The sequence below is a fragment of the Streptomyces sp. Sge12 genome (genome assembly GCF_002080455.1).
In the GTDB taxonomy this organism is placed as follows: Bacteria; Actinomycetota; Actinomycetes; order Streptomycetales; family Streptomycetaceae; genus Streptomyces.
Map to the genome: position 1 here is coordinate 754,872 of NZ_CP020555.1, position 20,417 is coordinate 775,288.

At 73.5% G+C, this 20,417-nt stretch carries 17 protein-coding genes; 10 read left to right on the forward strand and 7 right to left on the reverse strand.

The window, feature by feature from the left end; all coding sequences use genetic code 11:
• Positions 1-4: 4 nt before the first annotated feature.
• From lysA to B6R96_RS03550, 3 genes are all read left to right on the forward strand, one after another.
• Positions 5-1,339: a diaminopimelate decarboxylase gene (gene lysA, locus B6R96_RS03540; RefSeq protein ID WP_081521529.1), complete on the forward strand. Its 1,335-nt coding sequence runs from the start codon at positions 5-7 to the stop codon at positions 1,337-1,339.
• Positions 1,340-1,452: 113 nt separating this feature from the next.
• Entirely contained in the window at positions 1,453-1,860 is a 408-nt protein-coding gene (locus B6R96_RS03545; protein WP_030389878.1) for a YciI family protein, read from the forward strand.
• Between the two features lie 8 nt (positions 1,861-1,868).
• Positions 1,869-3,014 carry an RNA polymerase sigma factor gene (locus B6R96_RS03550; RefSeq protein ID WP_081521530.1) on the forward strand — a complete coding sequence of 382 codons (1,146 nt, stop codon included), beginning with the start codon at positions 1,869-1,871 and terminating at the stop codon, positions 3,012-3,014.
• A 17-nt stretch (positions 3,015-3,031) separates the two neighbouring features.
• On the opposite strand, the gene B6R96_RS03555 is transcribed toward B6R96_RS03550, so the two are convergent.
• Together B6R96_RS03555 and B6R96_RS03560 are read right to left on the reverse strand one after the other, a co-directional pair.
• On the reverse strand, positions 3,032-3,490 hold the full coding sequence (locus B6R96_RS03555; protein WP_081521531.1) for a ribosomal maturation YjgA family protein: 459 nt from the start codon (positions 3,488-3,490) through the stop codon (positions 3,032-3,034).
• A gap of 32 nt (positions 3,491-3,522) precedes the next feature.
• The gene (locus tag B6R96_RS03560; protein WP_081521532.1) at positions 3,523-4,587 is read right to left on the reverse strand and encodes an alkene reductase; all 1,065 of its coding nucleotides are present in this window, start codon (positions 4,585-4,587) and stop codon (positions 3,523-3,525) included.
• A gap of 159 nt (positions 4,588-4,746) precedes the next feature.
• On the opposite strand from B6R96_RS03560, the gene B6R96_RS03565 reads away from it, so the two are divergent.
• Positions 4,747-5,280 carry a MarR family winged helix-turn-helix transcriptional regulator gene (locus B6R96_RS03565; protein WP_081521533.1) on the forward strand — a complete coding sequence of 178 codons (534 nt, stop codon included), beginning with the start codon at positions 4,747-4,749 and terminating at the stop codon, positions 5,278-5,280.
• Between the two features lie 13 nt (positions 5,281-5,293).
• On the opposite strand, the gene eno is transcribed toward B6R96_RS03565, so the two are convergent.
• The gene (eno, locus tag B6R96_RS03570) at positions 5,294-6,595 is read right to left on the reverse strand and encodes a phosphopyruvate hydratase (RefSeq protein WP_081521534.1); all 1,302 of its coding nucleotides are present in this window, start codon (positions 6,593-6,595) and stop codon (positions 5,294-5,296) included.
• Between the two features lie 188 nt (positions 6,596-6,783).
• On the opposite strand from eno, the gene B6R96_RS03575 reads away from it, so the two are divergent.
• The 6 genes from B6R96_RS03575 (at position 6,784) to B6R96_RS03600 (ending at position 15,032) form a co-directional block, all read left to right on the forward strand.
• A complete protein-coding gene (locus B6R96_RS03575; RefSeq protein WP_030385453.1) occupies positions 6,784-7,212 on the forward strand; it encodes a MarR family winged helix-turn-helix transcriptional regulator in 429 nt (142 codons plus the stop codon).
• Between the two features lie 110 nt (positions 7,213-7,322).
• Entirely contained in the window at positions 7,323-7,667 is a 345-nt protein-coding gene (locus B6R96_RS03580) for a three-helix bundle dimerization domain-containing protein (protein ID WP_159396269.1), read from the forward strand.
• Positions 7,667-8,704, forward strand: coding sequence for a polyphosphate kinase 2 family protein (locus B6R96_RS03585; RefSeq protein ID WP_081521536.1), 1,038 nt, complete (start codon positions 7,667-7,669; stop codon positions 8,702-8,704). The genes B6R96_RS03580 and B6R96_RS03585 overlap by 1 nt, the downstream gene beginning before the upstream one ends.
• A 63-nt stretch (positions 8,705-8,767) precedes the next feature.
• Positions 8,768-11,488, forward strand: a complete 2,721-nt coding sequence (locus B6R96_RS03590; RefSeq protein WP_081521537.1) for a cation-translocating P-type ATPase — start codon at positions 8,768-8,770, stop codon at positions 11,486-11,488.
• Positions 11,489-11,552: 64 nt separating this feature from the next.
• Positions 11,553-13,283, forward strand: coding sequence for a SulP family inorganic anion transporter (locus B6R96_RS03595; RefSeq protein WP_237291631.1), 1,731 nt, complete (start codon positions 11,553-11,555; stop codon positions 13,281-13,283).
• 69 nt (positions 13,284-13,352) lie between these two features.
• The gene (locus tag B6R96_RS03600) at positions 13,353-15,032 is read left to right on the forward strand and encodes an alpha/beta hydrolase (RefSeq protein ID WP_081521539.1); all 1,680 of its coding nucleotides are present in this window, start codon (positions 13,353-13,355) and stop codon (positions 15,030-15,032) included.
• Positions 15,033-15,052: 20 nt separating this feature from the next.
• Here the strand turns inward: B6R96_RS03600 and B6R96_RS03605 are convergent, their stop codons facing one another.
• The 4 genes from B6R96_RS03605 to B6R96_RS03620 form a co-directional block, all read right to left on the reverse strand.
• Entirely contained in the window at positions 15,053-15,808 is a 756-nt protein-coding gene (locus B6R96_RS03605) for a CPBP family intramembrane glutamic endopeptidase (protein ID WP_081521540.1), read from the reverse strand.
• 146 nt (positions 15,809-15,954) lie between these two features.
• The gene (locus tag B6R96_RS03610; RefSeq protein ID WP_081521541.1) at positions 15,955-17,151 is read right to left on the reverse strand and encodes an NAD(P)/FAD-dependent oxidoreductase; all 1,197 of its coding nucleotides are present in this window, start codon (positions 17,149-17,151) and stop codon (positions 15,955-15,957) included.
• Positions 17,148-18,590, reverse strand: a complete 1,443-nt coding sequence (locus B6R96_RS03615) for an FAD-dependent oxidoreductase (RefSeq protein ID WP_081521542.1) — start codon at positions 18,588-18,590, stop codon at positions 17,148-17,150. The genes B6R96_RS03610 and B6R96_RS03615 overlap by 4 nt, the downstream gene beginning before the upstream one ends.
• Positions 18,587-20,026, reverse strand: coding sequence for an FGGY family carbohydrate kinase (locus B6R96_RS03620; RefSeq protein WP_081524956.1), 1,440 nt, complete (start codon positions 20,024-20,026; stop codon positions 18,587-18,589). Before B6R96_RS03620 ends, B6R96_RS03615 begins: the two co-directional genes overlap by 4 nt.
• Positions 20,027-20,417 lie beyond the last annotated feature (391 nt).

The window sequence follows — 20,417 nt, forward strand, 5'->3', positions numbered from 1 at the left end:
CTCCATGACCACTGCAGCTCTGTCCGAGGTCACCGCGGGCGCGGACGACCTGTCCGTCTGGCCCGCCTCCGCGCACTGCCTGCCGCACGGCGGGCTCGCCGTCGGCGGGGTGTCGCTCGCCGAGATCGCCGACCGCTTCGACACCCCCGTGTACGTGCTGGACGAGGGCGAGGTACGGGCCCGCTGCCGCGGCTACCGGGACGCCTTCCCGGACGCCGACGTGCTGTACGCCGCCAAGGCGTTCCTGTCCCGGGCCATGGTCCGCTGGATCGACGAGGAGGGCCTCGGCCTGGACGTCTGCTCGGCGGGCGAACTCGAACTCGCCGTCACCGCGGGCTTCCCGGCCGACCGCATCGTCCTGCACGGGAACGCCAAGTCCCCGCACGACATCGAGGCGGCGCTGCGGCTCGGTGTGGGCCGGATCGTCATCGACAGCCCGTCCGAGATCGCCCGGCTGGCCGCGGCGGTGGGCACGGGCGGTTCACAGAAGGTGATGGTCCGGGTGGTGCCGGGCATCATGGCCGGCGGCCACGAGAAGATCCGTACCGGTACCGACGGCCAGAAGTTCGGCCTGGCCCTGTCCGACGGGTCCGCCCAGCACGCCATCGCCCGGATCCTGGGCCAGCCGCAGCTCGAACTGACCGGGCTGCACTGCCACATCGGCTCCCAGATCACCGAGGTCAAACCGTACGCCGCCGCCGTGCGCCGCATGGTGGGGCTGATGGCGCGCGTCCGCGACGCCCACGGCATCGTCCTGCCCGAGCTGGACATGGGCGGCGGCCACGGCATCGCCTACCGCCCGGGCGACCCGTCGCTGGACCGCGCCGCGCTGGCCCGCAGGCTCCGCGGCGAGCTGGTCGAGAGCTGTGCGGCGGCGGGGCTGGCCGTCCCGCGGCTCGCGATCGAACCCGGCCGGGCGGTCGCCGGCCCGGCGGGGGTCGCCCTGTACCGCGTCCTCGCCGTGAAGCGCACCGGCGACCGCGTGTTCGTCGCCGTGGACGGGGGCATGAGCGACAACCCGCGGCCGGCCCTGTACGGGGTGCGCTACGCGCCCCGCCTCGTCGGCCGCCGCTCCCCCGCCGAGCCGTGCCTGGCGACGGTGGTCGGCAGGCACTGCGAGGCGGGCGACATCCTGGCCGCCGACGTGGAACTGCCCGGGGACGTCCACCCCGGCGACCTGCTCGCCGTACCGGTGGCGGGCGCGTACCAGGTGTCCATGGCCTCCGGCTACAACATGGTCGGCCGCCCGCCGGTCGTCGCGGTCGACGCCGGCCGGGCCCGCCTCCTGATGCGGCGCGAGACCCTGGCCGACTTCCACAGCCGGGACATCGGCGGCTGAGCCGGGAGCCGACGGGAGAAAAACTTCGGGCGGGATGTCGAGAAGCCGTGGCCGGCTTCGTCCCCGGGGTGAAGGCGGCCACAATGGCCGCACCAGCACCGAGGAGAACCATCATGGCCAAGTACCTGATGCTCAAGCACTACCGCGGCGCCCCGGCCTCCGTCAACGACGTGCCGATGGAGAAGTGGACGCCCGAGGAGATCTCGGCCCACGTGCAGTACATGAACGACTTCGCGGCCCGGCTCGAGGAGACCGGCGAGTACGTCGACAGTCAGGCCCTCTCCCCGGAGGGGACCTTCGTCCGGTACGACGGCGAGGGGCGCCCGCCGGTCACCGACGGCCCCTTCGCGGAGACCAAGGACCTGATCGCCGGCTGGATGGTGATCGACGTGGACAGCTACGACCGCGCGCTCGAGCTGGCCGGGGAGCTGTCGGCCGCGCCGGGCGCGGGCGGGAAGCCGATCCACGAGTGGCTCGAACTGCGTCCGTTCCTGGGCTCGCATCCCACCATCACCGAGTGACCTCGTCCATGGACGAGGCGCTGCTCCGGAGCCTCACGCCCGGCGTCCTCGCCGTCCTCGTCCGCCGCGGAGCCGACTTCGCGGCGGCCGAGGACGCCCTCCAGGAGGCGCTGATCGAGGCGGTCCGGACCTGGCCCGCCGACCCGCCGCGGGATCCGAAGGGCTGGCTGGTCACCGCGGCCTGGCGCAAGTTCCTCGACGCGACCCGGTCGGACACGGCCCGCCGCCGGCGCGAGGACCTCGTCGAGGAGGAACCGCCGCGCGGGCCCGCGCCCGCGGTGGACGACACCCTCCAGCTCTACTTCCTGTGCGCCCATCCGTCGCTGACGCCGTCGGCGGCGGTCGCGCTCACGCTGCGCGCCGTCGGCGGGCTCACCACGCGTCAGATCGCCCGGGCCTACCTGGTGCCCGAGGCGACCATGGCGCAGCGCATCAGCCGGGCCAAGCGCACCGTCTCCGGTGTGCGCTTCGACCGGCCCGGTGATGTCGCCACCGTGCTGCGCGTCCTCTACCTGGTCTTCAACGAGGGCTACTCCGGCGACGTCGACCTCGCCGCCGAGGCCATCCGGCTCACCCGGCAGCTCGCGGCCTCGATCGACCACCCCGAGGTGGCGGGGCTGCTCGCCCTGATGCTCCTCCACCACGCCCGGCGGGCCTCCCGGACGGCGCCCGACGGCAGCCTGGTGCCGCTGGCCGAGCAGGACCGCGGCCGGTGGGACAGGGCGTCGATCGCCGAGGGGATCGCAATCCTGCAGCGGGCCCTGGCCCGCGACCGGTTGGGCGAGTTCCAGGCGCAGGCCGCCATCGCGGCGCTCCACGCCGACGCGCCCGGTGCCGACCGGACCGACTGGGTGCAGATCGTCGAGTGGTACGACGAGCTCGCGCGGCTGACCGACAGCCCGGTCGTCCGGCTCAACCGGGCGGTGGCCGTCGGGGAGGCGGACGGCCCGCGCGCCGGGCTGGCGGCGCTCGCGGCGCTGGACGAGGCCGTGCCGCGCCACGCCGCGGTGGCGGCGTACCTCCACGAGCGCGACGGCGACCCCGTGACGGCGGCACGGCTGTACGTGGAAGCGGCCCGGAAGGCTGCCGACCTGGCCGAGCGCGATCACCTGACGCGCCAGGCCGCCCGTCTCAACGCCCTCCTGTCCCGCTGACGGCGTCACCGGGGAAATCAGGCGGAACCGGCCTCCTCGGCGACCGCCACCCGCCCGCCGGCCGGCTCTTCGCGCGCTCCTGAGGGGCGCAGTGCCGCAAGGAGGAGCCAGCCCGCCGCCGCGCCGACGGCGTACCAGAACAGGTCGGGTGCGTTGAAGGTGGAACCGAGCACCAGGCGGGCCAAGGTGCTCTGCCGGGAAAGGTCCGCCGGGAGGCCGGTGAGCTGGAGGAACTCGACGGCCCAGCTGGCGGCCAGCGCCGTCGCGGCCGCCCGCAGGGGCGTCAGCCGGGGCGCGGCGAGGACGACGAGGGTCAGCAGCAGGACGGTGTAGAGCGCGTCCCCGCCGTACTTCGCCACGCTCCCCGCGGCCACGGCCCGCAGACCCAAGCCCGCGCCCACGGTCACCAGCGCGGCCGCGGCGGCTGCCGGCCGGACGAGGACGCTGCGGTCGGGCTCTGCCGGTACGCGCTTCACGGGGTCATCCTGCCGGACCCCCTGGAAATGGCCTAGCGGGTCGGGTAGTCGGTGTAGCCGCGGGCGTCGCCCCCGAAGAAGGTGGTGGGGTCGGGGGTGTTGTAGGGGCCCTCGGTGCGCAGGCGCTCGGGCAGGTCGGGGTTGGCCAGGAAGAGCGCGCCGAAGGCGAGCAGGTCGGCGACGCCGTCCTCGATCAGGGTGAGGGCGCGGTGGTCGGTGGGGCCTTCGGTGGCCGGGTTCAGGACGAACGGTCCGGAGAACTGCTTGCGCAGGGCGAGGGTGGCCGCGCGCGCGTCGGCACCGTACTCCAGGACGTGGAGGTAAGCCAGGCCGAGTCCGTCGAGCTCCTTGACCAGCGCCTCGTAGGCGGGCTGCGGGTCGGGCTCGGAGATGTCGTTGTACGGGTTGCCGGGCGAGACGCGCAGCGCGGTGCGCTCGGCGCCGATCGCCGCGGCCACCGCCTTGACCGCCTCCACGGCGAAGCGGATCCGGTTCTCCACCGGGCCGCCCCACTCGTCGGTGCGCAGGTTCGAACCGGGGGCCAGGAACTGGTGGATCAGGTATCCGTTGGCGCCGTGCAGCTCGACCCCGTCGAAGCCGGCCTCCACGGCGTTGCGGGCGGCCTCGGCGAAGTCGGCGATGGTCTGCCGCACCTCGGCGCCGGTCAGTTCGCGGGGGGTCACGAAGTCCTTCATGCCGTCGCCGGTGAAGAGCTGTCCCTGGGCGGCCACCGCGGAGGGGGCCACGGGGACGAGGCCGTCGGGCAGCAGCGTCGGGTGGCCGATGCGGCCGGAGTGCATCAGCTGGGCGAAGATCCGGCCGCCCGCCGCGTGCACGGAGTCGGTGACCTCGCGCCAGGCCGCGACCTGCTCGGCGTTGTGCAGGCCGGGGGTGAACGGGTAGCCCTGTCCGACGACGGAGGGCTGGATCCCCTCGCTGATGATCAGACCGGCGGACGCGCGCTGGGTGTAGTACTCGGCGACGAGAGGGGTCGCGATGCCGCCCGCACCCGCGCGGCTGCGGGTCATGGGCGCCAGGGCGATCCGGTTGGAGAGGGTGGCGCCCGCCACGTGAACCGGTTCGAAAGCGCTGGTCATATCTGCCTCACATAGGTAGTTGGTCGGCCAATGATTGGCTTCGGGGTGCAGCGTACCCCATTACTTGGCCGACCAACATTAAATGTGCGGGGTAGGTAGAATCACATCGAGAACCCCCCTCCGGACCTGCCGGACGGACCGACCAGGAGGAGCGCCCCCATGACCGCGGAATCCGTACAGGAGCCGCGCACCGTCCCGCAGTGCGCGGCGGCGCCCGGCTCGGTGCTGGACGGGCCGGTGAGTCATGCGATCAGCCGGGTCGCCCGGCTCCACCGGATCGCGGCGGGCCGGGTCCTGCGGGACCTGGGACTGCACCCGGGGCAGGAGTTCCTGATGATGCACCTCTGGGACAGCGGCGCCGTGCGCCAGTCCGAGCTGATCAAGGCGGTCGGCCTGGATCCGTCGACGGTGACCAAGATGCTCCAGCGCCTGGAGCAGTCCGGCCACGTGCGACGCCGCCCGGACCCCGCGGACCGGCGGGCCTCGCTGGTCGAGGCGACGGATGCCAGTTGCGGGCTGCTCGTGGAGGTCCGCAGGGCCTGGGGCGAGCTGGAACGCCAGACCCTGGACGGCCTGGACGCCACCGAACGCGCCGAGCTGACCCGCCTCCTGGGCAAGGTCGAGGCCTCCCTGTGCACGGAGGCCATCCGTGGCGGCGCCGCGGAGTGCGACGCCGCCGACGGGGTGGAGTGACCGACGCGGTTCGTCAGGAACGGACCAGCACCGCTCCGCCCGCGTACTGCGCGCCGGCGCCGAGCTCCTCCTCGATCCTGATGAGCTGGTTGTACTTGGCCGTGCGGTCGGACCGCGACAGCGAGCCGGTCTTGATCTGGCCGCAGCCCGTCGCGACCGCCAGGTCCGCGATGGTGGTGTCCTCCGTCTCGCCCGAACGGTGCGACATGACGACCGTCCAGCCGGCGCGATGGGCGGTGGCGACCGTGGCGAGGGCTTCGGTCAGGGTGCCGATCTGGTTGACCTTGACCAGGACGGAGTTGCCGACTCCGGTCCGGATGCCCTCGCGCAGCAGCTTCTCGTTGGTGCAGAACACGTCGTCGCCGGTGAGCTGGCAGCGGTCGCCGACGCGGGCGGTCAGCTCCCGCCAGCCGTCCAGGTCGTCCTCGGCCATCGGGTCCTCGATGGAGACGACCGGGTACGCGTCGATCAGCTCGGCCAGGTAGTCGGCGTGCTCGGTCGGCGTACGGCGCACCCCCTCGCCCGCGTACACGTACAGGCCGTCCCGGAAGAACTCCGAGGAGGCCGGGTCCATGACCAGGCCGATGTCCCTGCCGGGCCGGTAGCCGGTGCGCTCGATGGCCGACATGACGAAGTCGAGCGCCTCCTCGGCGGTACGGAGCTCCGGCGCGAAGCCGCCCTCGTCGCCGACGCCCGTGGCATGCCCGGCGGCCAGTAGATCGCGGCGGAGCGTGTGGAAGACCTCGGAGCCCATCCGGACGGCCTCCGCGAAGCTCTGCGCACCGATCGGAGCGATCATGAACTCCTGGAAGTCCAGCGGGTTGTCGGCATGGGCGCCGCCGTTGACGATGTTCATCATCGGCAACGGGAGGAGGCGGGCGTCCGCTCCGCCGAGGTAGCGGTAGAGCGGCTGGCGGTGGGCCGCGGCGGCGGCCTTCGCGGCGGCCAGCGAGACGCCGAGGAGCGCGTTGGCGCCGAGCCGGGACTTGTCGGCCGTGCCGTCGAGCGCGACGAGCGCCGCGTCGAGTCCCGCCTGGTCGGCGGCGTCACGCCCGACGACCGCGGCCGCGATGTCGCCGTTGACGTGGGCGACCGCACGGTCGACGCCCCGGCCGTGCCAGCGCCCGGGGTCCCCGTCGCGCAGCTCCACGGCCTCCCGCGCGCCGGTGGAGGCACCGGAGGGGACGGCGGCGCGGCCGAGGGAGCCGTCGGCGAGGCGGACATCGGCCTCGACGGTCGGGTTGCCCCGGCTGTCGAGGACCCTGCGGGCGGTGACGGACTGGATGACGGTGGGCTCGACTGCCGGGGAAGCCATGGGAGGTCCTTCGCGTTGACGCACGCCGCGGCCTGCTGCGACACCGTTGGCGCGTGCCGCGACATGAGCGACTCTACAGCAATGCTGCACAGTTCTGCTGTTCAGTTGCGCTGTTCAGTTGTGCTGCACAGTTCTGCTGTGCAGGTGGGCTGCACAGATTCGCTGCTGATCACCGGTTAAAGTGCCGTATGCCCACGCCCATCCCGGAACCCGCCGCCGTCGCCACCGAACTGCGTACCGCGATGGGCAAGCTCACGCGGCGCGTGAAGCACGAGGACCGGATCCCGCTCGGCCAGGCCTCCGTGCTCGGCACCCTCGACCGCAACGGGGCCATGACCACCAGCGATCTGGCCGCGGACCAGCGCGTCCGGCCCCAGTCCATGGCCCGCTCGGTCGGCCTGCTCATGGAACAGGGACTCGTCGTCCGCCGGGCGCACCCCACCGACGGCCGCAAGTCCCTGGTCGAGCTCTCCCCCGCGGGCCACGCCGCTCTCGAGGCGGAGCGCGGGCGCCGGGCGGGCTGGCTCGCCCAGGCCATCGAGCTCGAGCTCACCGGCGAGGAGCGCGAGGTGCTGGCGCGCAGCGCCGCCCTGATGGAGCGGCTCGCCGCGCGCTGAGTCCGCCGCCGGTCCGGCAGGGGGCGATCTTGTCCGGTTGAGCAGAGAATGTCCACGAGACACATCCGACGGCGGGAATGTGCGGATCGGCGGCCCGAAGGTCGTGGGACATGGCATCTGAAGCGCTCCAGGGCGTGGACCGGTCCGGTACCGGGCGGGTCCGCGACGCCCCCGGAGTGCCGCAGCCGGCACCGGAACCGGCGCCGGCCGAGGTGGAGCCCACCGCGGAGGAACTCGCGTCCGTCCGGGACACCGTCCTGCGGCTGAGGACGGCCTATCCCTCGGCCGAGCCGGCCGCCGTCGAGGCCGCCGTCACGGCCGCCTACGACTCCTTCCGAGGGGCCAGGGTCAGGAACTACGTCGCCATCCTCGCCGAACGCCGGTCCCGGAAGGCGCTCTCCGCCGCCTTCCGCGCCGCTCCCGGCCCGGAGCACGAGGGGGAGGCCGAGGGCTGATGTCGGACCACAGGGCCGAGCGCATCGCGGACTTCATCGAGCCGCTGCGGGTACCACCGGGGTCCGAGGTGCAGCTGGCCCGGGACTTCGACCCCCGCTACAAGGCCGGCATGAAGAAGCGGGACGGCGTCGAGCTGTTGCGGACCGGGGTGTCGCTGCTCGCCGAGTACCAGGAGCGGCTGGCCGCCCAGGACACGTACGGCGTGGTGCTCTGCCTCCAGGCGCTCGACGCGGGCGGCAAGGACGGGACGATCCGCCACGTGATGAGCGGCGTAAACCCGCAGGGCGTGCGGGTCAGCAGCTTCAAGGTGCCCTCCGCCGAGGAACTCGACCACGACTACCTGTGGCGCTACGCACGGCGGCTGCCCTCGCGCGGCGAGATCGCCATCTTCAACCGCTCGCACTACGAGGAGGTCCTCGTCGTACGGGTCCACCCCGAGGTCCTCCTGCGCCAGAAGCTGCCGGAGCGCGCACTCGGGGAGGGCATCTGGGACCGCCGCTACCGGGAGATCAACCGCTGGGAGCACTACCTCACGGACAACGGGTTCAAAGTGGTCAAGATCATCCTGAACCTGTCCAAGGAGGAGCAGCGCACCCGCTTCCTGAAGCGGATCGACCTGCCGGAGAAGAACTGGAAGTTCTCCGCCGCCGATGTCCGGGAGCGGCGCCGGTGGGACGACTACCAGGACGCCTTCTCCGAGATGCTGTCGGCCACGAGTACCAAGTGGGCGCCCTGGTACGTCGTACCCGCGGACCGGAAGTGGTTCGCGCGCATCTCCGCGGCGGCGATCCTCGCGCACACCCTGATGGAGATCGATCCGCAGTACCCGGAGGTGGCGGAGGAGGCGCGCAAGGACCTCCTCGTCGTGAAACGGGGCCTGGAGCGGGAGGCCCCGGCCGGGGCGCCGGCCGATCCGTACGCCGCCCGGCATCCGTCGGGGGCCCGGGCCGGCGGACACGGGGACGAGAGCAGGGCCAAGGGCAACGGCAGTGGCAGTCGCAGTGGCCGCGGCCGGGCGGGGAAGAAGCGTCGCTGACGGCCCTCGGACGGCGTACGGCCGGCCCGGATGCGTCCGCGGCCCCGGATCGGAGGCACAACCATGACGGTGCGGTCGGATTCCGTGGCGGACCGGCCCCGGCCTGCCGGGGACACCTGGTACGCGCGCTCCCCCGAGGAGGTCCTGGCGGCGTTCGGTGTCGATCCCGCGGTCGGCCTGTCCGCCGCGCGGGCCGCCGAACTCCTGGCCGCGCACGGCCCGAACGCCCTGCCCGAGGAGCAACGGACCCCGGCCTGGCGCCGGTTCCTCGCGCAGTACCGCAGTTACATGCAGCTCGTCCTCGTGGCCGCGGCGATCGTCTCGCTGGTGATCCAGGAGTGGACCACCGCGATCCTGCTGATCGTGCTGACGCTGCTCAACGCGGTCGTGGGTCTGCGCCAGGAGGGCAGGGCCGAGAGCGCCATGAACGCGCTGAAGTCGATGCTGAAGGCGACGGCGCGGGTGCGCAGGGACGGCACGGAGGCCGAGATCCCCGCCGAACAGCTCGTCGGGGGCGATGTCGTGCTCGTCTCCGCCGGGGACCAGGTGCCGGCGGACGGACGTCTGGTCGAGGCCAGCGCCCTGCAGATCGACGAGTCGGCGCTCACCGGTGAGAGCGTGCCGGCCGCGAAGGGGACCGGCTCCCTGGCGGGCAGGGGGCTGTCGCCCGGTGACCGGACCAACACGGCCTTCATGAACACCCCGGTCACCCACGGCAGCGGTGTCATGGTGGTCACCGCGACCGGTGCGGACACGGAGCTCGGCAAGATCTCCGGAATGCTGTCGGCCACCGAGAAGGAGGTGCCGCCGCTGACCCGGGAGCTCGACAGGCTGACGCTGTGGATCACGGCGGCGGCGGGCCTCACCATGATCGTGATGTTCGCCCTGGGGCGCCAGCGGGACCAGGCCTGGGACGTGCTGTTCGTCAGTGCGGTCTCGCTGGCCATCGCGGCGATCCCCGAGGCCCTGCCGACGGTGACCCAGGCGATCCTGTCCGTCGGGAGCCTGAACCTGGCGAAGCGCAACGCCATCGTCAAGGAGCTGCCGTCGGTGGAGACCCTGGCGTTCACCTCGGCGATCAACTCGGACAAGACCGGCACCCTGACGATGAACCAGATGACCGCCGTCGAGGTGCTCAGCCCGACCGACCGGTACACCGTCTCGGGCACGGGCTACGGATTGGAGGGCAAGGTCCACCACGCCGCCGGGTCCGCCGCGGGGATCGAGGACGCGATCCTGCCGTACGTGGTGGCCAGCGACGCCAAACTGGTGGACGGCGCGGTGGTGGGCGATCCCACCGAGGGCGCGCTGCTGGTGCTCGCGCACAAGGCCGGCCTGGACACCGATGCCACGAGGAACGCGCTGCCCCGGCTCGCCACCCTCCCGTTCGACCCCGAGTACAAGCTGATGGCCACCTTCCACTCGGCCGTCGACGCCTCCGGACGGCCGGTCGTGCGCTGCTTCGTCAAGGGGGCGGGCCCGGCGGTGATGGCGCGGGCCACCACGGCGCTCGCGGCGGGCGAGAGCGTCCCGTGGGACGCCGGTCTGCTCCGCCGGGCCGAGGAGGAGAGCGAGCGGATGGGTGGCGAGGGGCGCCGGGTGATGGCCGCGGCCATGCGCGACCTGGACCCGGAGGACTTCGATCCGGACGGCGATCTGCTCGCGCACGTCACCGGGCTGCGGATGACCAGTATCGTCGGCATGGTCGATCCGCCCCGCGAGGAGGCACGGGCCGCGGTGGCCGACGCGCAGGCGGCGCACATCCGGGTCCGCCTGGTGACCGGTGACGACGTCACGACCGGGGCGGCGATCGCCCGGCAGATCGGCATCCCCGGCGAGGCGGTGCTCGGTTCGGACTTCGCCGCCATGAGCGAGGAGGAGCAGCTGGCCCGCATCGAGGGGATCGGGGTGGTGGGGAGGGTCGCCCCGGAGCACAAGGTGCTGCTCGCGAACACGCTGAAGAAGAAGGGCGAGGTCGTGGCGATGACGGGCGACGGGGTCAACGACGCGCCCGCCATCAAGGCCGCCGACATCGGTATCGCCATGGGCAGCGGCACGGACGTGGCGAAGAACGCCGGCCGCATGATCCTCTCCGACGACAACTTCGCGACCATCGTCTACGCCGTGGAGCAGGGCCGGACGATCTACGACAACCTCACCAAGTACATCCGGTTCGTGCTGCTCCTGCTGGTCACCTTCGTGCTGACGTTCCTCGGCGCCACCGTCTTCAACATCGCCGCGGGTGAGCCCTTCACCCCGCCGCAGGTGCTGTGGATCCACTTCGTCGTCAACGCCTCCTTCGGCTTCGCGCTCGGCTTCGACCGGGAGAGCGCCGGACTCATGCGGCGCACACCGCGTCCGCGCGGGGAATCGGTGCTGACGCGGCCCGTTCTCGTCACGGTCGGGCTGGGCGGACTGGCGGTCACCATCCTCCTGCTCGGGCTGATCCAGCTCGGCGAGGGCCTCTACGACAGCACCGGTACGGGCCGCTCCATCGCCTTCACCGCCTTCGCGCTCTGCCTGATCGTCGCCGCCTTCGAGTGCCGCAGCGAGACGGATTCCGTGCTGACGACGTCGACGTTCGACAGCAAGCAGATGAACTGGGTCGCCCTGGCCCAGTTGGTGCTGGCCGTGCTGGTGACCCAGATGGACGGCTTCCAGCGCATCCTGGGGACGACCGACATCGACGCGCGGCAGTTCGGCTGGGCGCTGCTGGCCGCCCTCGCGCTCCTGCTCCTGTGGGAACTGGGCAAGCTCGTGGCCCGCCGGTCGAAGGCCGCCTGAGGAGGGCCGGTCGGTGACCAGGCTCGGGACCGGGCGGCCCGACGGCCGCGGAGCACTCGCCCGCCTGCGCTCCGTTCCGGGGATCCGTGCGGCGGCCTCGTACCGGCGCGCGTGGCTGCCCAAGGACCTGGTCGCGGGGATCGTCCTGACCACGCTGCTGGTGCCGCAGGGCATGGCCTACGCGGAGCTGGCGGGCCTGCCGGCGATCACCGGCCTGTACACGACGATCCTGTGCCTGCTGGGATACGCCGTGTTCGGGCCGTCCCGGATCCTGGTGCTGGGCCCGGACTCCTCGCTCGGGCCGATGATCGCCGCGACCGTGCTGCCGCTCGTGGCCGCCGACGGGGATCCCGACCGGGCCGTCGCGCTGGCGTCGATGCTCGCGCTCATGGTGGCGGCCATCATGATCCTGGCCTCGGTGGCGAAGCTCGGCTTCATCGCCGACCTGATCTCCAAACCCACGATGATCGGCTACATGAACGGGCTGGCCCTGACCATTCTCGTCGGCCAGCTGCCCAAGCTGCTCGGCTTCAAGGTCGAGGCGGACAGCCTGATCGGCGAGTGCGTCGGCCTGGTGCGGCAACTCGCCGACGGGGCTGCGGTACCGGCCGCTGCCGCCGTGGGCCTCGGCGGGATCGCCCTGATCCTGGTCCTGCAGCGCTTCCTGCCGAAGATCCCCGCGGTGCTCGCGATGGTGGTCCTGGCGATCGCCGCGACCACGGTCCTCGACCTCGGCGCGCACGGCGTCGGCCTGGTCGGCGTACTGCCCGAGGGCTTCCCGCCGTTCACGATCCCCGACGTACGGGCGGCCGATCTCGTGCCGCTGCTCGGCGGTGCGCTGGGCATCGCGCTCGTGTCCCTGGCCGACACGATCTCCAACGCGTCCGCCTTCGCGGCGCGCACGGGACAGGAGGTCCGCGGCAACCAGGAGATGGCGGGCGTCGGCGCGGCCAACCTGGCGGCCGCGCTCTTCCAGGGCTTCCCCGTCAGCACCAGCGGCTCCCGGACGGCGGTGGCGGAGCGGGCCGGGGCCAGGAGCCAGCTCACCGGCGTCGTGGGGGCGGCGCTCATCGTCCTCATGCTCGTGCTGGCCCCGGGCCTGTTCCGCAATCTCCCCCAGCCGGCCCTGGCCGCCGTGGTCATCACCGCGTCGCTGTCGCTGGCCGACATCCCGGGGGCCGTGCGGCTGTGGCACCAGCGCCGGGCGGAGTTCCTGCTGTGCTTCGCCGCCTTCGCCGGGGTGGCCCTGCTCGGCGTACTGCCCGGGATCGCCATCGCCGTGGCCCTGTCCGTCCTCAACGTCTTCCGGCGCGCCTGGTGGCCCTACGCCACCGTGCTCGGGCGGGTGCCGGGGCTGGAGGGCTACCACGACGTCCGTTCGTACCCGCGGGCCGAGCGGCTGCCGGGCCTGGTGATCTACCGGTTCGACGCCCCGCTCTTCTTCGCCAACGCCAAGAACTTCCGGGACCAGGTCCGGCGGCTGGCGGCCGCCGATCCGCCGCCGAGCTGGATCGTGGTCGCCGCCGAGCCGATGACCGATGTGGACACCACCGCCGCCGACGTCCTGGAGGAACTCGACGAGGCGCTCAACGAGAAGGAGGTGCACCTCGTGTTCGCCGAGCTCAAGGACCCGGTACGGCAGAAGATCGAGCGGTACGAACTCACCCGGACCATCGATCCCCGGCACTTCTTCCCGACCGTGGAGGCAGCCGTCTCCGCGTTCCGGCAGCGCACCGGAGCGCAGTGGTCCTCCCCCGCTGCGCCGCCTGAACGGCGCGACGGCGGCGAGGAGTGAGCGGCCGGGCCGCCGGCTCCGGATGGCAGTGGCGACCGCGCGGGGGGACCATGGCCACGGAGGCCCGCCATGACCGATGACCAGCCGGTTCCTCCGTCGGACGGGCCGGCTCCGCGCACGCACCGCTGGTTGCCCCGCCTGACACTGCCCGGCTGTTGGGGCGCGCTCCTGCTGGCGTGCCTGTCCTTCACCCCGTCACTGCTCCCCCGCGGCGGTGTGCTCCAGGGTCTGGTGTGCGGCATCAGCGCGGCCATCGGCTACGGGCTGGGCGTGGTCGCCGCCGTCGTGTGGCGCGCCTTCGCCGACCGGGACGCGCGCACGCCCTCGCGCCGTTCCTGGCTGGTCCTGGCGGTCTGCGCGGTCGTGCTCTTCGGCGTCGCGTTCGGGCTCGGCCAGTACTGGCAGCACGAGATCCGCCGCCTGATGGGGGTCACCGACCACAACGTCCTCACGGCCGTCGCCTGCCCGTTCGTCGCGGCTCTCGTGTTCCTGCTCCTGCTCCTGGCCGGGCGGGGGCTGCGGGCCCTGTACCGCCGGGCGGCCGAGCTCCTCGGGCGCCGGATCGGCCGGCGGGCGGCGCGGGTCGTCGGCTGGCTCCTGGTGGCGGGGCTGGCGTGGGCCGCGTTCTCCGGGCTGTTGCTGAACGGGTTCGTGAACGCCGCCAACGAGGCCTTCTCGCTGCGCGACACGGAAACCCCGGAAGGCGTGCACCGGCCCACCTCGTCCCTGCGGTCGGGCGGGCCCGGCTCGCTGGTGCCGTGGGACTCGCTGGGCAGGGAGGGCCGGGCGTTCACCGGCCAGGGTCCGACGGCCCAGGAGATCGGCGCCTTCACCCACCGCACGGCGCAGGAGCCCGTCCGGGCCTACGCGGGACTGGAGACCTCCGACAGTACGGAGACCCGGGCCGCCCGGGCCGTCGCGGACCTCGAACGGGCGGGCGGCTTCGCGCGCGAGAACCTGCTCGTGATGACCACCACGGGCAGCGGCTGGGTGGATCCCGCCGCCGTGGACTCGTTCGAGTACCTCGGCAACGGCGACTCCGCCAGCGTGGCGATCCAGTACTCGTACCTGCCCTCCTGGATGTCGTACCTCGTCGACCAGTCCAAGGCGCGCGAGGCCGGCCGGGACCTCTTCGACGCGGTCTACGACAAGTGGTCCAAGCTGCCCCAGGAGCGGCGCCCGCGGCTGTTCGTGGCGGGCGAGAGCCTGGGGTCGTTCGGCGGCGAGACGGCCTTCAGCGGGGAGTACGACCTGCGCAACCGCACCGCCGGCACCCTGTTCGCCGGCCCGCCCAACTTCAACACCCTGTTCCGCGAGTTCAGCGACCACCGCGACGCGGGCTCTCCCGAGATCGAGCCCGTCTTCCGGGACGGCCGGACCGTCCGGTTCACCGATGACCCGGCCGCCGGGATGCCTCCGGCGGACCGGCCGTGGGACGGCACGCGGGTCCTCTACCTCATGCACCCGTCCGACCCGATCGTCTGGTGGAGCCCGCGGCTGGCGCTCTCCGAGCCCGACTGGATCGGGGAGGGGCCCGGCTCGGACGTGCTCGGCGCGATGGTGTGGATCCCGTTCGTGACCTTCTGGCAGGTCACCGCCGACCTGCCGTTCTCCACGGGCGTGCCGGACGGCCACGGCCACACGTACAAGGCCGCGTACGTCGACGCGTGGAACGCCGTGATGCGGCCCGACGGGTTCACGGCGCAGGACCTGGACCGGCTGCGGAACATCGTCTCGCCGCCGCGGTGAACCCGGTCAGTCCAGGCCGGTCAGCGCAGCAGGAAGCCGACGAGGTAGCCGAGTGCGTTGACCGCCCAGTGCAGGCCCATGGGAGCCAGCAGACTGTCGCTGCGGCGGCGCAGTTCGCAGAAGAGGACGCCCGCGGCCGCGGTGAAGAGCACGGCCCCCAGGACCGCCAGAACGGCCCCGGTCGCCGACTGGCCGACGACGGTGCCCACGGCCGGCTTCGCGGCCGCCAGGTGCAGCGACGGAAGCACGTGCCACAACCCGAACAGCAGGCTCGACACGGCGGTCGCCCACACCGCCCCGCGGGCGCGGCGCACCAGCCCGTACAGCACGCCGCGGAAGGCGACCTCCTCGACCAGGACCGTGCCGAGGGGCACCAGCACGAAGGCGCGCAGCAACACCTCGCCCCCGTCCATCCCGGCGTACCGCTGGTCCTCGAACAGCCCCCTGGTGGCCGGCAGCAGGGCCCCGGCCAGGTAGACGGCACCGACCAGGGCGATCAGGGCCAGCGCCCACCGGGCACCGCGGGCGTACGTGCCGGGGGCCAGGCCCGCGTCGGCGAGGGTCCCGCCGGCGGCGCGGAGCACACCGAGCAGCAGGCCGCTGACAAGCAGGGCCGTCAGTACGCCCCACAGGCCCGACCAGAGGTGCACGGCCGCATTGGCGGCGACGAGGACGGCCACCGTGACCGCCACGGCCGTCCGGGTGCCGAGCGGTCGTCGCAGGAGGAACGGCCGCCGGCGTCGCTGCCCGGCGTCGTCGGGGGTGCTGCGGGGCATCGGCAACCCACCTCGGTCCCGGCGGTCGGTTCCGGCGTGCGGTTCCGGCGTGCGGTGTCGGTGATCGGTGATCGGTGTCGGAACACCACCCATCATCTGCCCCCTCGGCCGTCGCCGCGTGGCGGGCGTACCGGGCGGGCCGCCGTTCAGCCGAGGCCCAGCACGACCGGACCGCCCGCCGGGTCGACCCGGTACGTCCATCCCGGTGCGAGCCGCAGCGACCGCCACGGCGGCACCCGGCCCGGGTGGCGCCGTCTCCACAGCAGCCGGCCGTCCTGGGCGGCCGTCACCACCGGGTGGGTCAGCGTCTCCCTCGATCGCAGCAGCAGCGGCCGCCCCGCGAGGTCCGTGAGCCGGTTCGGGGCCACCCACAGCAGCGGCGCCCGGACGGCCAGCGGCGGACCCGGCTCCGGCCACGGCGCACCCGAGAGGCGGGCCAGGACCGGGACCGCGGCGGCGGCGCCGGCGGCCGCGGCCGTGGCGGCGGGTTCGACTCCGTGCAGGGCGTTGCCGACCGCGAAGACCCCCGGCACCGGCGTACGGAAGGACGCGTCCACGGCGGGACCGCGCGTGCCCGGGTCCAGGGCGACGCCGCCGCGGCGCGCCAGCTCGTGGTCGGGGATCCAGTCGCCGGTGAAGACCACCGTGTCGCAGGCGAGGACCCCCGAGCGGCCGTCCTCGTGCCGCACGGCCACGCCCGACAGGCGGCCGCGGCCGCGCAGTTCGGCCACCGTCGTGGCCGTGAGCAGCGGGACCCCCGGTACGGCGGCACCGCGGGGGCGCTCCGTGACCACGGCCACCACCTCCGCTCCCGCCCGGCGCAGCGTGCGTACGGCGTGGCGGGCCACCGGCTCGGCGCCCACCACCACCGCCCGCCGGCCGACGTCCTGGCCGTACAGGTGCACCGCCTGCTGGAGTTCCCCGGTGGTCAGCACACCGGCCGGCCGGGAGCCCGGCACCAAGCGGGCGCTGCGGGGGCGCTCCCGGGCCCCCGTGGCGAGGACGACGGCCCGGGCCGTGATCCGTTCGAGGCCCGCCGGGCCGGTGGTCTCCAGGGACAGCGGGCCGGCCCAGCCGGTGGCGCTGACACCGGTACGGACGTGGGCCCCGGCCGTCACCGCGGCCCGTACGGCCCGCCGTGCGTACACCGGTCCCGTGAGCCAGGGGCGTACGGGTCCCCCGAAGCCGCCGTGGTGGCAGTGGCGGGGCACCCCGCCCGCGTCCTGCTCGCGCTCCAGGACCTCCACGTGCCCGGCGCCCGCGGTGGCGAGGCGGGCGGCCAGGGCCAGCCCGGCGGGGCCGGCGCCGACGACGAGGACGTCGACCTTGCGGTCGCGGTTCACCGGCGGGCCTCCTCGAACAGCGCGCGGACGGCCGCCCCGCAGTGGAAGCCCTGACAGCGGCCGCCCCGTGCGCGGGTGCGCCGGCGCAGGCCGTCCATCGAACCGGGCGGGACGGCCTGGGCCAGCGCGTCGCGGATCTCGCCGCGGGTCACGCGCTCGCAGTGGCAGACGATCCGGCCGTACTCCGGGTCCCGCGCGATCAGTTCCGCGTCGCGGTAGGGCCGGGGGAACGCCTCGCCCAGGTTCGGCATCCGGACCGGCTCCGGCTCCCGTGCCCCGGACACCGGCAGGCCTGCGTCGGCGAGCAGTTCCACCACGTGGGCGGCGATCGCCATGGAGGCCGTCAGCCCGGTCGAGCGGATCCCGCCCACGGTGACGTACCGCTGGGCGGGACGGGCCCGGATGGCGTAGTCGTCACTGCCGGTCGCGGCGCGCAGTCCGGCGTACACGGCGGTGACCTCCTCGTCCAGGAGGGCCGGCAGGATCCGCCGGCCCTTCTCCCGCAGCAGCGCGAGCCCTTCGGCACTCGATCCGGTGGCCGTCTTGTCGTCGAGGTCCTCGGCGGTCGGCCCGAGCATGACGTTCCCGTACACCGTCGGCGACACGAGCACCCCCTTCCCGAGGGCGCCGGGTACGGGGAGCAGGATGTGCCGGACCAGGCCGCGGGCGAGCTCGTCGAAGACGATCAGCTGGCCGCGGCGGGGCGTCACGTCGAAGTCCGCGTGGCCGAGGAGCCGGTCGATCTCGTCGGCGTACAGGCCGGCCGCATTGACCAGGTACCGGGTGCGCAGCGGGCCGCGGCTCGTGCCCAGCGTGTGCACGTCGCCCGAAGTGATGTGCTGTACGCGGCAGTTGAGGTGGAGGGCGACGCCGGCGCGGACGGCCTGCGTCGCGTACGCGAGGGTGGTCGTCCAGGGGCAGATGATGGACTCGCCCGGTACGTCGAGCGCGCCCAGCACGCCGGGGCCGAGCTCCGGCTCGCGGGCCCGGACCTCCTCGGCCGGGGCGATGCGCGCCGCACGGTACCCGTTGCGGACGGCCTTGTCGGCGAGGGCCGGCAGCGCGGCCCGCTGCTCCTCGTCCCAGGCGACGAGGAGCGCGCCGAGCGGTTCCACCGGGATGCCGCTGTCGGCGGCGTAGGCGGAGAGCAGCCGGTGCCCCTCGCGGACGAGCCGGGACTCCAGGGAGCCGGGCACCGCGTCGAAACCGGTGTGCAGGATGGCGGTGTTGGCCTTGGAGGTGCCGTTCCCGACGTCGTCGGAAGCGTCGACCAGGGCGATCCGCAGGGGCAGCCGGGACAGTTCGCGGGCGATCGCCGAGCCCACCACACCGGCGCCGACGACGGTGACGTCGTACTCCCGGCCGGGCAGCGCGCCGCCGGTGGTGACGGTGGTGGTGGAGGCGGCGGCGCTGGTGGAAGCGGTGGCGGTACGGCTCACGCGGGTGCTTCCGCGAGCAGGGCCGACACGGCCGCGCGGAACCGCGTACGGCGCTCGGCCGCGTCCGCCGGGTCGGCGCGCGGCTCGTAGACGGCGGACGGCTTCCACTGCGGGACGGCCTCGGCGAGGGTGAGCGAGGGATCGAGCCCGAGCCGGGCGACGGCGGCGACGCCGAGCGCGGTGGCGTCGGGCAGCGCCGACACCTCGACGGGGATCCCGAGGAGGTCGGCCTGGGCCTGCATGAGCAGCGCGGAGCGGGTCAGCCCGCCGTCGACGCGCAGGACGGCGAGCGGGGCGGCGAGGTCGGCGGCGACGGCGTCCGCGAGCTCCGCCACCTGGGCGGCGACTCCGTCGCACAGGGCGCGCACCAGGTGCCCGGCGGTGGTGTCGAGGCCCAGACCGGTGACCGAGCCCCGCAGGTCGCCGCGCCACCACGGAGCGGCGAGCCCGGCGAGCGCGGGGACGAAGGTGACGCCGCCCGCGTCCGGGACGCTCCCGCCCACGGTGTCGATGTCCGCGGCGCCGGAGATCACCCCGAGATCGGTGAGCCAGCGCACGGCGGAGGCGGCCGTGTACACCTGCCCGTCCAGGCAGTAGCTGGTGCGGCCGGCGAGCCGCCAGGCGACGCAGCCGACCAGGCCGGAGGTGCTGCGCAGGGGGCGCGGGCCGGTCTGCGCGAGCAGGAACGCGCCGGTGCCGTAGGTGCACTTGGCGGTGCCGGGCTCGGTGACGCTCTGGGCGAGCAGGGCGGCCTGCTGGTCGACGAGCAGTCCGGTCAGGGGCAGTTCGGGCCCGAAGGCGGTGGTGGTGCCGACGCGGGTGTCCGCGTCGACGACCTCCGGCAGCCGTTCGCCCGTGAGGCCGTAGGCGTCGAGTGCCGTGTCCGACCAGCGGGTGGTGTCGAGGTCGAGCAGCTGGGTGCGGCCGGCGGTCGCCGCGTCGGTGACGAAGGCACCGGTGAGACGGTGCACGAGCCATACGTCGCTGGTCGTCACGACGCCGCGCCGGGTCAGGTGGCGGCGTATCCAGGCCATCTTGGGGGCGGCGAAGTACGGATCGAGCGGCAGGCCGGTGGTCTCCAGCAACGCCGCTGCGCGCGGCGCCAGTTCGGTGCAGAGGTGTTCGGCGCGCCGGTCCTGCCAGACGATCGCGTCGGTCAGCGGTTCGCCGGTCGCCGGGTCCCAGGCGAGTACGGTCTCGCCCTGGTTGGCGAGGCCGACCGCCACCACGGGTTCGCCGGCCGCCGCCAGCGCGGCGCGTCCGGCGTCGACGACCGAGTCCAGCAGTTCGCCGGGGGTGACCTCGACCCGGCCGCCCGGCAGGTAGCGGGGCCGGACGGGGGCGGATCCGGAGCCGATGACCCCGCGTACCGGGCAGACGACGAGCGCCTTGGTCCCGGAAGTACCTTGATCGACAGCGAGCACCGGGCCCGTCATCACCGCTCCGTCCCTGGTGTCACCGTGATCGAACATCGGTCGGAAGCCTTCACCAGCGGACGTCGCCCGTCAAGATCCGCCCACGACCACCCCATGACACTGACGCATAATCACATCTCGCTTCTGGCTTGATACTTGCGTTCGAACAAGATTCTGGCTGTGAACGCTCCCGATCGCTCTATAGTGATCGCCGATCAACGGGCAGCGACATCGACCGTGGGTCAACGGCGGGGGTTCGCCGAACAGTTCTCGCATGGTTCACGCATCCCTGGCACCGGGCAAGGCTGCAGCGCGGCAGCCGAGCACCGGATCGACCCACCTTCCATGCGATCCGAGGACTGATGATCACGACCGCCGCAGCACACGCCCGCCCGGGCCGCCGCCGTCGCCG

Excerpts from the sequence above, each read along its gene's own strand:
- lysA (WP_081521529.1), top strand. The coding sequence starts at position 5 with ATGACCACTGCAGCTCTGTCCGAGGTCACCGCGGGCGCGGACGACCTG.
- B6R96_RS03545 (WP_030389878.1), top strand. The coding sequence starts at position 1,453 with ATGGCCAAGTACCTGATGCTCAAGCACTACCGCGGCGCCCCGGCCTCC.
- B6R96_RS03550 (WP_081521530.1), top strand. The coding sequence starts at position 1,869 with ATGGACGAGGCGCTGCTCCGGAGCCTCACGCCCGGCGTCCTCGCCGTC.
- B6R96_RS03560 (WP_081521532.1), bottom strand. The coding sequence starts at position 4,587 with ATGACCAGCGCTTTCGAACCGGTTCACGTGGCGGGCGCCACCCTCTCC.
- B6R96_RS03565 (WP_081521533.1), top strand. The coding sequence starts at position 4,747 with ATGACCGCGGAATCCGTACAGGAGCCGCGCACCGTCCCGCAGTGCGCG.
- eno (WP_081521534.1), bottom strand. The coding sequence starts at position 6,595 with ATGGCTTCCCCGGCAGTCGAGCCCACCGTCATCCAGTCCGTCACCGCC.
- B6R96_RS03575 (WP_030385453.1), top strand. The coding sequence starts at position 6,784 with ATGCCCACGCCCATCCCGGAACCCGCCGCCGTCGCCACCGAACTGCGT.
- B6R96_RS03580 (WP_159396269.1), top strand. The coding sequence starts at position 7,323 with ATGGCATCTGAAGCGCTCCAGGGCGTGGACCGGTCCGGTACCGGGCGG.
- B6R96_RS03585 (WP_081521536.1), top strand. The coding sequence starts at position 7,667 with ATGTCGGACCACAGGGCCGAGCGCATCGCGGACTTCATCGAGCCGCTG.
- B6R96_RS03590 (WP_081521537.1), top strand. The coding sequence starts at position 8,768 with ATGACGGTGCGGTCGGATTCCGTGGCGGACCGGCCCCGGCCTGCCGGG.
- B6R96_RS03600 (WP_081521539.1), top strand. The coding sequence starts at position 13,353 with ATGACCGATGACCAGCCGGTTCCTCCGTCGGACGGGCCGGCTCCGCGC.
- B6R96_RS03605 (WP_081521540.1), bottom strand. The coding sequence starts at position 15,808 with ATGCCCCGCAGCACCCCCGACGACGCCGGGCAGCGACGCCGGCGGCCG.
- B6R96_RS03620 (WP_081524956.1), bottom strand. The coding sequence starts at position 20,026 with ATGACGGGCCCGGTGCTCGCTGTCGATCAAGGTACTTCCGGGACCAAG.